Source organism: Massilia sp. Soil_C_3, from assembly GCF_057657035.1.
Genome location: NZ_JBDGJG010000003.1, coordinates 530,695 through 543,026, shown reverse-complemented (window position 1 = coordinate 543,026; position 12,332 = coordinate 530,695). Strand labels below are relative to the sequence as shown.

Here is a 12,332-nt window from a genome sequence, read left to right as displayed (position 1 = left end):
CTCAGTAGACGTCGCGCCGGTAGCGCCCCGCGTCCATCAGCCGTTCCAGTTCCGACCGGTCAAGGATGGCAGCCAGCGCCTCGTCAACCGCCCTGGCCATGCCCTGCAGGCTGCCGCAGACGTGGATCGTGGCGCCGTCGTCGATCCAGCGGCGCAGCACGTCGGCGCGCGCGTGCAGGCGGTCCTGGACGTATTCGGGCCCCGGGTCGCGCGAAAATACCAGGTCGAGTTCGGGCAGCATGCCGGCCGTCCGCAGGACCGCCAGCTCGGCCTCGCACAGGCTGTCGAAGGCTCGCTGGCGCTCGCCGAACAGCAGCCAGTTGCGGCCCCGCCCCATACCGGCGCGGCTGCGCAGGTGGCCGCGCAAGCCGGCCATGCCCGAGCCGTTGCCGATATAGATGCAGGGCCGGTCGTCGCCAGGTGCATGAAAGCCCGGATTGGCGACCAGGCGCGCGCGCACCGACCCGCCGACCGCCAGGTATTCGGTGAGCCAGCCGGAGGCCAGGCCGAGGCCGTGTTCGTGACGCTGCTGGCGCACCAGCAGTTCGACCGCGCCGTCGTCCTGCACGCTGGCGATCGAATAGCGGCGCGGCGCCGTCGGGGCCTCGGGAACGACGATCTCGAGCAAGTCGCCTGCCTGCCAGCTGGCCTCGAGGCCTGGCCGCAGGGCGATTTCGTACAGCGGCGCGCCCTGGCTGCCCGGGTTGAGCAGGCGCCTTGAATGGAGTACCCAGTCCGACAACGGTGCGGCCCCGCCGGCTGGCGGCAACTCGCCTGGGCTGGCGCCAAGCGCGCCCAGCGCATGCATCCAGCGTCCCAGCGCCGTTTCGTCGCCCTGGTCCACTTCGATCAGCGGGAACAGCGGGGTGCTGCCCAGCGCCTGCAGGCGGCGGTCCAATGCATGCCCATAGCCGCAGAAGCGCGCGTAGTTGCGGTCGCCCAGCGCCAGCACGGCGAAGCGGCAGCCCTCAAACATGGACTGCCATGCCTCCAATTCGCGGCTGAAGCGCCGTGCGGAATCGGGCGCCTCGCCTTCGCCGAAGGTACTGGCCACGAACAGTGCCTGCCCGTAGCCGGCCAGGTCGCCCGGCGCCAGCGCCGACACGGCCCGCAGGTCGACCGCGCGGCCGCCGGCGCGCAAGGCGCCGGCGCTGTGCAGCGCGATCCGTTCGGCCTGGCCGCCCTGGGTCGCAAAGGCCACCAGAACCGGCGCGCCGCTGGTGTCCGCATCGGCCTGCGCCGCCAGGCTGCGCTCGCGCGCCAGCGCACGCTTCTGGCGCCGGCGGCCAAGATAGAGCATCCATCCGGTGATCGCGAAGCCAGGCAAGGCCAGGCTGGCGAACATCATGACGATCCGCCCCGGCAATCCGAAATACGTCCCGGTGTGCAGCGGACGGATGGTGGTCAGCGCACGCTGCCCGGCGTCCTTGTCGGCATGGCGTTCGTCCTGGCGCACCGCGCCATTGCCGCCAACGGTCATCCGGTTGCGCGCGCGGTCGTGCGGCGCATCCTGTGCAAGCCAGGTCAGTTGATAGGCGCCATTCCCGCGCTCCGGCAGGCGGATGGTGGCGCTCGACCAGCCGGGCGCCATCGACACGAAGGTGCGCCAGGCCGGCGCGAGGCTTGCGTCGCCACGCGTCGTGGCAGCGGACCTGGCCTCGCGCTGCTGCGCCGCAGGGGTGCCGGCCCAGTCCTGCAAGGTGCCGCGCACGATATCGAAACTCCAGTAAAGTCCGGTGCCGGCCACCACCAGGTAGGCGACCAGGGCCCAGGTGCCGGCGATCGCATGCAGCGCCCACAGGAACGATCGGCCGCGCAGCGACGTATTGAAGGTCAGCCAGCTGCGCCAGTCTTTCTTGCGCGGCCAGCGCAGGTACAGGCCGCTGAGCGCCAGCCCGACCAGGCACAGGGCCAGGATGCCCAGCACGATGCGGCCCGGCGCGCGCGGCAGCAGCAGCCAGCGATGCAGCGAATCGACGAACTGGAAAAAGGCCGCGCCGCGCACGGCGGGCAGCACGCTGCCGCTATACGGATGAACATGGATCTCCAGGCCGCGCCGCTCCCCTGGCGGCGGGGCGAAGCGTACGCCAACGGTGCTGCCGGGCTGCGCCTCGAACGTGAGGCTGGCGACCCGTTCGCCGGGATGGGCCTGGCGGGCCGCGCGCAGGATCTGTTCCGGCTCCAGGCGCGACCGCTGCTCGACCGGCACGGCGAACACGCCGGGATTGATGCTTTCTACGATCTCGTCCTCGAAGGCGAGGATGGCGCCGGTCAGGCCGATCACGGCCAGCAAGGTGCCGGCCGTGATGCCGACGAACCAGTGCAACTGGAACCAGACCTCGCGCATGGTCGGCAGACGCCAGCGCCGTGGCGAATTGGGCGCCGCCTTCACAGGTCCACCTTCACCGACAGCTTGACCAGGCGCGGCAGGCCGGCCGAGAGGCGCGTACCGGCGCCCGCCCAGTACTGCTTGTCAGCCGCATTATCGATATTGAGCTGCCAGGTGGTGCGCTTGCCGAAAGCCTGCGTGACATAGCGCCCGCCGGCGCTGAACAGCGTGACGCCGCCCAGCCAGGCCTGGTTCAAGTCATTCACCGGGCGCTTGCCCGTGTAATAGGCGCCCAGGGTCAGCGACAGGCCGGGCACCGCGTCCAGGTCGTAGGCCAGGAAGCTGCTGGCGGTGCGGCGCGCCGCGTTCTCGGGCAGCTTGCCGTCATAGGCGGCGCCGATGTCACGGAATTCGGGATCGAGCACCTGGGCAGAACCCTGCCAGGACAGGCGGCGCGTGAGACGCCCCTGCGCCGACAGCTCGACGCCGCGATAGCGCTGCTCGCCCTCGGCGGTGAACACATTGGCGGCATTGGTGTAGTAGCCGGGGCGGTCGATGTCGAACAGCGCCAGCTGGGTCAGGAAGCCGCCGCCGCTCTTCCAGCGCGCGCCGATCTCCTTCTGCTTGCTTACGCCCGGCGCCATGCGGGTACCCTCGTTGGCACTGCCGGCCGGCGCCGCCTCGCCTTCCTCGAGCCCTTCGGCCATCGAGGCATACAGCGAGAAGTCGTCGCGGGCGCGCCAGGTCACGGCCGCCATTGGCGTGGTCTCGCTCACGTCGTAGCGGTTGACGCCCTGGCTGCTCTGGTAGTCGACCCGGCGCACGCCGCCGATCAGCTGCCACTGGCCCAACTGGATGCGGTCGACCAGGTACAGGCCCTTGTCGCGGCTGTCCAGCGCGGCCGTGGTGGGCCGCGTCGGTACCGCGCCGAAGCTGGCGTTGCGGATCGGGACCGGGTCATACAGGTTTTGAAAGGGGATCGTGTAGTTGGCTTGGTAGACCGGCGCCTGGCCCTTGTCGGTGCCGGCGACGCCGAGCGTCAGATCGTGGCTCAGCGCACCGGTGGAGAAGCGCCCGGCCAGCTCAGCGCGCAGCATGTCGGAGTCGACGTCAGCGAACTGGGAGTTGCCGCCGATGCGGCCGGCGCCGGTGGCGACGCTGGCCGCGCTGTCGAAGCGGAAGATCGACAGGTTGCGCTCGCGTTTGGTCTCGGCGTGGCCGGCCTCCAGGGTCAGGGCCCAGTCCTGGTTCAGCGAGAGGTCGGCGCGCAGCTGGACGTTACGTGCATGCGTCTCGAAGCGCGCCCAGTCCGGGCCGACCAGGCGCCGCGGGTCGACCGGCCGCGGCAACCCGATGGCGCCGCCGATGGTCGGCGGCAGGTTGATGCCGGCCTGCTCGGTCACGCGGCGCTTGTCGTATTCGAGGTCGGCGCGCAGGCGCAGGCGCTCGCTCACGCGCCAGTCGAGGGCGGCGGAGGCGAAGCCGCGGTTGCCGTTGCCGACGCCGTCGAGGTGCGAGCCGAGCGTGCCGCCGGCCGCGTTGACGCGCACGCCGAATTCCTGGCGCTGCCCGAAGCGGCGCGCCACGTCGGCGGTGGCGACGGCGGAGCCGTTGTCGTCCAGGGTCAGGCCGACCGTGTTCACCGGCACGCTGCCGGCGCGCTTGGTGACGAAGTTGACGACGCCGGCCGGCGAGGTGAAGCCGTAGTACAGGGCGGTGGCGCCCTTGAGCACCTCGACCCGCTCCTTGTTCTCCATCGAGACCTGGCCGAAGTTCATCAGCGGCAGCGAGCCGTTGAGGCGGTAGTTGGTGCGGTTCTCGACGGCGATGCCGCGGATGACCAGCTGGTCCCAGGTGTCGCCGCCATTTTGCTGGCGCGTGACGCCGGCCGTGTTGCGCAGCGCGTCGTACAGGCCGGCGGCGGCCTGCAGCTCGAGCACGTCGCGCGTGATCACGTTGACGGTCGAGGGCACGTCCATGACGTCGGAACCACGGAAGCTGCCCGCCTCCACGGTATTGGGCATGAAGCCCTGGGCCCGGGTGGCGGTGACGCGCACCGCCTGCATGTCCTGTTCGTCAGTCTCCTGCGGCGCCGCGAAGACAGGGACAGCGTGAGACAGGGCAAGGGCGATCAGGAGCGGACGACGGGACACGGGCGTGGGCATGGCAAGCGGGATTCATGAACAAACCGGCATCCTATCGTGAATGAGAATCATTTTCAATACGAGCAATTACTTAGAGCCTATCTCGGTAGGTGTGGGGAAGCTCATGGCGATGCATGGCTGGCGTGGGCAAGGCGCGAGGAGGCCGCATGGCGAGCCATGCAACGACGAGCAACGCAGCACACGTCTGCCAGGCGCGCCAGGAGCGACTCACACCTGCCGGGATAGGCTCTTGGTGTTGCGATACCAGCGATCCTTCCCCAGCATGATCTCGTGGTGCCCCCGCCCGCCCGGCATCATCGGGAAGCAATTCTCGGCCTGGGCCACCCTGACATCGAGCAGGAAGGGCCGGTTCGACGCCAGGCAGGCATCCAGCCCCGCGTCCAGTTCGCCGGCCTGCTCCACCCTCCCCGCCTCCCACCCGAAGGCGCGCGCCAGCGCCACGAAGTCGGGCAAGGCTTCGGTATAACTGTGGCTATAGCGCCCGCCGTGATGCAGCTCCTGCCACTGCCGCACCATGCCCATGCAGCCGTTGTTCGACAGGACCAGCTTGACAGGACAGCGATGCTGCACCGCGGTCGACAGCTCCTGGATATTCATCAGCACCGAGGCATCGCCGCTGACGCACACGACCAGCGCGTCCGGATGCGCGACCTGGGCGCCGATCGCCGCCGGCAGGCCATAGCCCATGGTGCCGGCGCCGCCCGAGGTCAGCCAGCGCCGCGGCGCCTCGAAGCCCAGGTATTGCGCGGCCCACATCTGGTGCTGGCCGACGTCGGTCGAGACGATCGCGTTGCTGCCCGTCAGGCGCCCGGCCAGGGTGGACATCAGCTGCTGCGGGACGATCGTGCCATCCTGCGCGACGAAGTCCAGACAGCGCTCGGCGCGCCAGGTGTCGAGCGTGCGCCACCAATCGCCGAGCAGGGCCGGATCGGCGCGCAGGCCGGCCAGCCGATCCAGCAGGCCACGCAGCACCGCGCCGCAATCGCCGCGCAGGCCGACGTCGGCCGGCACCACCTTGCCGATCGAACGGGGATCGATGTCGACGTGGACGATCTTCGCGCCGGGACAGAAGTCGGCCAGCCGACCCGTCACCCGGTCGTCGAAGCGCGCGCCGACGCACACGACCAGGTCGGCGTGGTGCATCGCCAGGTTCGCTTCCAGTGTGCCGTGCATGCCCAGCATGCCCAGCCAGCGCCGGTCCGAGGCCGGGAAGGCGCCGAGGCCCATCAGGGTCAGCGTGCAGGGCGCATCCTTCCAGCGCACCAGGCGCGTGAAGGCGGCGCAGGCGTCGAGACCCGCGTTGATCAAGCCGCCGCCACCGTAGAACACGGGGCGCCGCGCCTGGCGGATGAGCAGCGCCGCCGCATCCAGGCCTTCCAGGTCGTCGCCCGCGGCCGGCAGTTGCGGGGCGGGTTTCACCTGGCGCCCGAAGTCGGCCGCGTCCACCGCGCGCGCCTGGATATCCTTGGGCACGTCCACCAGCACCGGACCGGGCCGGCCCTCGAGCGCCTCGCACACCGCGCGCCGGATCGTGGCGACGATATCGCGCGTGGCCCGGACCTGCGTATTCCACTTGGTGACCGTGCGAGAAATGCCCAGCGCGTCGCACTCCTGGAAGGCATCCGTGCCGATCGAGGTGGTCGCGACCTGGCCGCTGATGCACAGGATGGGGATCGAATCGCTCAGGGCGTCGAGGAGGCCCGACGTGGTGTTGGCGATGCCCGGCCCGGACGTCACGAACACGACGCCCAGCCGGCCGGTGGAGCGCGCATAGCCTTGCGCCGCATGGACGGCGGCCTGCTCGTGGCGCACCAGCACGTGGCGCAGGCGCCCGTCCTGAGCCAGCGCATCGTATAGCGGCAGGACGGCGCCGCCGGGATAGCCGAACACGGTGTCGACGCCGCAGGCGACCAGGGTGTCGAGCAACAGGCCGGCGCCGGTCAGGGCGAGCTTGCCGGCCGGCGGCGGAAGGAATTCGGGATGTGGTTTCATGCCTTGAAGTCTATCGACTCAGGACATGAAAGTGCTTCATAATTTCAGCTAGAATTGGCGGGTTACCTGAATATTTTTCACCAGATATGAGCCAAGATAAAAAATCTTTCGACGCAACCGATTTGACCATCCTGGGCATCCTGTTGCGCGACTCGCGCACGCCACTGCAGGAGATCAGCGCCACGGTGGGCCTGTCGACCACCTCGTGCTGGAACCGCATCAAGCGGATGACGGATAGCGGGGCCTTGCAGGGCTACACGGTCAAGGTCGACCTGCCCAGCCTCGGCTACCACGACCAGCTGATCGTACAGGTCACGCTGGACAGCCACAGCGAAGAGACGCTGTATGAATTCGGGCGCGCACTCGAATCGATTCCCGAGGTGCTGGAAGCCTCGCTGATCTCGGGCGACTACGATTATTTCCTGCGCATCGCGGTGAAAGACACGCGCGACTACGAACGCCTGCTGCGCGAACGCCTGTACAAGATCCCCGGCATCCGCCACAGCAAGTCGAGCTTCGTGCTGCGCACCCTCAAGAAGGTCGATACGCCGCTGATCGGCTAGCGCCGCAAGTCCATGCCCAGCTTGAGCGCGGCGGCGATATTGCGCGCCGTGCACTGCAGGTTGAACTGCGCGCCCGCCAGCACCTCGGCCACCGTCCCCGCCTTCATGACGGTGCTGAAAGTCGCCGCGATGCCGTGCGCATGCACCGCATGGGCGTCCGTCGCCAGGCAGCCGCCGATGGCGATCACCGGTTTGCCGTGGCGCTGTGCCACGCGCGCGACGCCGATCGGCGTCTTGCCGTTGACGGTCTGGCTGTCGATGCGACCCTCGCCGGTGACCAACAGGTCGGCGTCGCGCACGAAGGCGTCCAGGCCCACCGCATCGGCCACGATCTCGCTGCCGGGACGCAGGCGCCCTTTCAGGAACACCAGCATCGCCGCGGCGATGCCGCCGCCGGCGCCGGCGCCTGGAATATCGGCCACCTCCTGGCCCAGGTCGCGCGCGATCACGCCTGCGTAGTGGCGCAGGTTGGCGTCGAGCTGCTCGACCATTCCAGGAGTGGCGCCCTTCTGCGGCCCGAAGATCGCGGACGCGCCTTTGTGCCCCACCAGGGGATTGCTGACGTCGCAGGCCACCTCGAACACAGAGTCTCCGATGCGCGGGTCGAGCCCGGAGACGTCGATGCGCGAAAGCAGCGCCAGCGCGCCGCCGCCCGGCGCCAGCTGGTCGCCCTGTGCATCGAGCAGTTGGACACCCAGCGCCTGCAGCATGCCGGCCCCGCCATCGTTGGTGGCGCTGCCGCCCACGCCCAGGATGAAGCGGCGCGCACCCGCGTCCAGCGCGGCGCGGATCAGTTCACCGGTGCCGCGGCTGGTGGCCACGAGCGGATCGCGCTCGGCGGGCGCCACCAGTTCGAGGCCACTGGCGGCGGCCATTTCGATCACGGCCGTGGATTCGTCGCCGGTCAGGCCATAGAAGGCCTCGACCGGCCGACCCAGCGGACCGGTGGCCTGCAGCACGACCTGGCGGCCGCCGGTGGCGGCGACCATGGCCTCGACCGTGCCCTCGCCGCCGTCGGCCACCGGCACCTTTATGTAGACCGCGTCGGGGAAGATCTCCCGAAAACCGGTCTCGATGGCGGTGGCGGCTTCCAGCGCCGACAGGCTTTCCTTGAACGAATCTGGAGCGATGACGATTTTCATGGACCTCTCCTTTAGCGATTGACCAGACGGGCAGGCACGACCAGCACCAGCATCGCGCCGATGAACAAGACGGTGGACAGGATGTACAGCGCGACGTCGGTGCTGCCGGTGGCGTCCTTGATCCAGCCGACCAGGAAGGGACTGACGAAGCCTGCCACCTGGCCCATCGAGTTGATCAGGGCCAGGCCGCCGGCCGCCGCCGCGCTGCCCAGGAAGGCCGCCGGCAAGGGCCAGAACATCGGCAGGCCGGTCAGCGCGCCCATCGTGGCCAGGGAGAGGCCGACCAGCACGATCACCGCGTTGTCCGAGAAGTTCGCGGCGATGAGCAGGCCCACCAGCGCCATCAAGAGCGGCGCCGACAGGTGCCAGCGGCGCTCGCGCCGGCGGTCGGCCGAGCGGCCCACCAGCACCATGAACACGCCGGCGAACAGGTAGGGAATGGCGCTCAGCCAGCCGACCGTGGTCGCGTTCTCGAAGCCCAGCGACTTGATGATCGAAGGCAGCCAGAAGTTGATCGCGTAGACGCCCATCTGGATGCTGAAGTAGATAAAGCCCAGCATCCACACATGCCAGTCGCGCAGCACGGCGCCAAAGGAATGCACCGCGTGCACGCCCGTCGAGCGCTGCTGCTCGTCCCGGTCGAGCGCGTCCTGCATCGCCGTTTTCTCGGCGTCGCTCAGCCAGCCGGCCTGCCTGATGCCGTCGTTCAGGTAGAAGAACACGGCCACGCCCAGGAACACGGTCGGCAGGCCTTGCAGCAGGAACAGCCACTGCCAGCCATCCATGCCGCCCTGGCCGTGCGCGAAGTGGCTCAGCATCCAGCCCGAGAGCGGGCCGCCGATCAGGCCCGAGACGGGAATCGCCGACATGAACAGCGCCATCACCTGGCCGCGCTTGTGCGACGGGAACCACTTGGTGAAGTACAGGACCATGCCGGGGAAGAAGCCGGCTTCGGCCACGCCGGTGAAGAAGCGCAGGACATAGAATTCGGTCGGCGTGGTCACGAACAGCATGCAGGCCGACAGCGCGCCCCAGGCCATCATCATGATGGCGATCCAGCGCCGCGCGCCCAGCCGGTGCAGGATCAGGTTGCTCGGCACCCCGAAGGTCACGTAGCCGATGAAGAAGATGCCGGCGCCCAGGCCGTACACGGTTTCGCTGAGGCCGAGCGCGTCGAGCATCTCGAGCTTGGCGAAACCGACGTTGACCCGGTCCAGGTAGTTGAACAGGTAGCAGACGAAAATGAAGGGGATCAGGCGCCAGGTGGCCTTGCGGTAGGCGCCCTCCAACAGGGCCGCGCCGGCGCCCCCGTCCTGGATGCCGGATGTGCTTGCGGTGGTGCTCATGCTGTCTCCGAATTTCTAATAAGGGTGATCGACAAGATTATCGGCCAAACAAGGGATATCGGGCGTCGGCGACACGCACAAGACCGAGATTGAAATAGCGGCCATTTTTCGTGCACATTCACAATATGCACAACGGATCATCACATTCCGCCACCTCGGCGCGACCGGTTTTGTGCATAATCACAAGGGTCGCTCCATCACTCACGTCTGCCCATGCACATCCTCGACACCCGGCTCGCCCAGGAAATCGTCACCCGCACCATGCGGATCATCCCGTTCAACGTCAATGTGATGGATGCCAGCGGCGTGATCCTCGCCAGCGGCAACCGCGAGCGGGTGGGCGAACTGCATGCGGGCGCCCTGCTCGCGCTGGCCAAGAAGCTGACCGTGGAGATCGACGCGGCCGCCGCGCGCAAGCTGCATGGCGCCCAGCCGGGCACCAACCTGCCCCTCTCCGTGGGTGGACAGCTATGCGGCGCGGTGGGCCTCTCCGGCGCGCCGGATGAGGTGCGCCAGTTTGGCGAACTGGTGCGCCTGACAGCCGAGATGATCCTGGAACAGGCGGCGCTGGCGAACGAGTTGCAGAACAACTCGCGCTACCGCGAAGCCTTCGTGCTGAACCTCATCCGTTATGAAGCGGCGCACCGCCCCGAGCTCGAAGGCTGGGCGCGGCGCCTGGGCCTGGACCTCGAGCGCATGCAGCTGGTATTCCTGCTCGAGCTGCAGCCGCGCCCGGACGGCGCCGGCGCCGGGGCCGCGCTGCACGACATCCAGCGCCTGCAGATGCGCCTCCTGGCGCGGCGCGAGGATGCGCTGACCGCCACCGTCGGCCCGTCCGAAATGGTGCTCCTCGATTCCTGGGACCCGGCGCGCAAGGGCTACGAAACGACGCCGCAGCGGCGCCTGGACCTGCTGGCCCAGCTGGTGCGCGAGGAATGCGAGCTGCCTTTTACGCTCGCGATGGGCATCGCCCTGCCCGGCCTGGAAGGCGCCGCCGTGTCTTACCAGAGCGCGCGCAGCGCCAGCCGGCTGGGCCGCCTGCGCGTGCCGCAGCAGCAGGTGTTCAGCTATTATGACCTGGCCCTGCCGGTGCTGCTGTCCGGGCTGGACAGCGGCTGGCAGGCGCACCAGCTGCGCATGCCCATCGCGCGCCTGGCCGGCGACAAGAGCCGCGCCATGCTGCGCACCACGCTCGACACCTGGTTCACCCAGAACGAGAACTCGGCCGCCACCGCGGCCACGCTCGGCATCCACCGCAACACGCTCGACTACCGCCTGCGCCGCGTCGGCGAGCTGACGGGGCTCGACCTGGCGCGCAGCGAAGACAAGCTGCTACTGTACGTGTCGGCGCTGCTCAGCCCCACCTGATCAGCCCCGCCCGATCAGCGCGCAGTGCTCACCGCGCAGTTCTCACCGCGCAGTTTTCACCTATTAACCAGCCGCGCCGGCACGGTCAGCACCAGCAAGGCCCCGACCAGCATCACGCTCGACAGGATGTACAGGGCGAGGTCGGTGCTGCCGGTGAGGTCCTTGATCCAGCCGACCAGGAAGGGGCTGGCGAAGCCGGCCACCTGCCCCATCGAATTGATCAGGGCCAGGCCGCCGGCCGCGGCCGCACTGCTGAGAAAAGCGGCCGGCAGGGGCCAGAACATCGGCAGGCCGGCGAGCGCACCCATCGTTGCCAGGCACAGCCCGATCATGGCGAGAATGGCATTGTCCGAGAAGTGCGCGGCCATCGCCAGGCCCGCCAGCGCCATCAGCAGCGGCGCCGACAGGTGCCAGCGGCGCTCGCGCCGTCGGTCGGCCGAGCGGCCCACCATGACCATGAACACGCAGGCGAACAGGTAGGGAATGGCGCTCAGCCAGCCGACCGTGCCGACGTCCTCGAAGCCGAGCTCCCGGATGATCGACGGCAGCCAGAAGTTGATCGCATACGCCCCCATCTTGATGCTGAAATAGATAAAGCCGAGCATCCACACATGGCGGTCGAGCAGCAGCGCGCGCAGCGAATGCACGGCGGTCGCGCCGGGCGGGCGTTCGCGCTCGTCGCGCGCGAGTTCCTCTTGCAGGGCGGCCTTCTCGTGGGCGCCGAGCCAGCTGGCCTGGGCCACGCCGTCGTTCAGGTAGAACAGCGCCGCCAGGCCAAGGAACACGGTAGGCAGGCCCTGCAGCAGGAACAGCCACTGCCAGGCCGCCATGCCGCCCTGGCCGTCGGCGAAGTGGCTCAGCATCCAGCCCGAGAGCGGGCCGCCGACCAGGCCCGAGACGGGGATCGCCGACATGAACAGGGCCATCACCTGGCCGCGCCTGTGCGACGGGAACCACTTGGTGAAGTACAGGACCATCCCGGGGAAGAAGCCGGCTTCGGCCACCCCGGTGAAGAAGCGCAGCAGGTAGAACTCCAGCGGCGTGGTCACGAACAGCATGCAGGCCGACAGCGAGCCCCAGGTCATCATCATGATGGCGATCCAGCGCCGCGCGCCCAGCCGGTGCAGGATCAGGTTGCCCGGCACCCCGAAGCTCACGTAGCCGATGAAAAAGATGCCGGCGCCCAGGCCATAGATGGTCTCGCTGAACTGCAGGGCGTCGAGCATCTCGAGCTTGGCGAATCCGACGTTGACCCGGTCAAGGTAGTTGAACAGGTAGCAGACGAAGATGAAGGGGATCAGGCGCCAGGTGGCCTTGCGGTACGCCCCTTCCAACGTGGCCGTGCCGGCCTCTTGCACGGACATGCCGGGCCGGCTTGCGGTGTCGAACATGCTGTCTCCGAGTTTTTTAGATAAACCCTGACATTA

The 12,332-nt window shown here is 68.6% G+C and carries 8 protein-coding genes; 2 read left to right on the top strand and 6 right to left on the bottom strand.

Going from position 1 to position 12,332, the window contains the following annotated elements:
- Nucleotide 1: 1 nt before the first annotated feature.
- The 3 genes from AC3A6F_RS08085 to ilvB form a co-directional block, all read right to left on the bottom strand.
- Nucleotides 2-2,392 carry a PepSY domain-containing protein gene (locus tag AC3A6F_RS08085; protein ID WP_487679594.1) on the bottom strand — a complete coding sequence of 797 codons (2,391 nt, stop codon included), beginning with the start codon at nt 2,390-2,392 and terminating at the stop codon, nt 2-4.
- Nucleotides 2,389-4,494, bottom strand: a complete 2,106-nt coding sequence (locus tag AC3A6F_RS08080; protein ID WP_487679592.1) for a TonB-dependent siderophore receptor — start codon at nt 4,492-4,494, stop codon at nt 2,389-2,391. Before AC3A6F_RS08080 ends, AC3A6F_RS08085 begins: the two co-directional genes overlap by 4 nt.
- A 207-nt stretch (nt 4,495-4,701) precedes the next feature.
- Entirely contained in the window at nt 4,702-6,486 is a 1,785-nt protein-coding gene (gene ilvB / locus AC3A6F_RS08075; RefSeq protein WP_487679590.1) for a biosynthetic-type acetolactate synthase large subunit, read from the bottom strand.
- Nucleotides 6,487-6,572: 86 nt separating this feature from the next.
- Between ilvB and AC3A6F_RS08070 the strand changes: the two genes are divergently transcribed.
- Nucleotides 6,573-7,049 carry an Lrp/AsnC family transcriptional regulator gene (locus tag AC3A6F_RS08070; RefSeq protein WP_320475012.1) on the top strand — a complete coding sequence of 159 codons (477 nt, stop codon included), beginning with the start codon at nt 6,573-6,575 and terminating at the stop codon, nt 7,047-7,049.
- On the opposite strand, the gene AC3A6F_RS08065 is transcribed toward AC3A6F_RS08070, so the two are convergent.
- A complete protein-coding gene (locus AC3A6F_RS08065; protein ID WP_487679588.1) occupies nt 7,046-8,191 on the bottom strand; it encodes a glycerate kinase in 1,146 nt (381 codons plus the stop codon). The two genes, AC3A6F_RS08070 and AC3A6F_RS08065, sit on opposite strands and share 4 nt — an antisense overlap.
- 11 nt (nt 8,192-8,202) lie before the next feature.
- Nucleotides 8,203-9,537 carry an MFS transporter gene (locus AC3A6F_RS08060; RefSeq protein ID WP_487679586.1) on the bottom strand — a complete coding sequence of 445 codons (1,335 nt, stop codon included), beginning with the start codon at nt 9,535-9,537 and terminating at the stop codon, nt 8,203-8,205.
- A gap of 213 nt (nt 9,538-9,750) precedes the next feature.
- On the opposite strand from AC3A6F_RS08060, the gene AC3A6F_RS08055 reads away from it, so the two are divergent.
- On the top strand, nt 9,751-10,905 hold the full coding sequence (locus AC3A6F_RS08055; RefSeq protein WP_487679584.1) for a sugar diacid recognition domain-containing protein: 1,155 nt from the start codon (nt 9,751-9,753) through the stop codon (nt 10,903-10,905).
- Nucleotides 10,906-10,961: 56 nt separating this feature from the next.
- On the opposite strand, the gene AC3A6F_RS08050 is transcribed toward AC3A6F_RS08055, so the two are convergent.
- Nucleotides 10,962-12,296, bottom strand: a complete 1,335-nt coding sequence (locus tag AC3A6F_RS08050) for an MFS transporter (RefSeq protein ID WP_487679582.1) — start codon at nt 12,294-12,296, stop codon at nt 10,962-10,964.
- Nucleotides 12,297-12,332 lie beyond the last annotated feature (36 nt).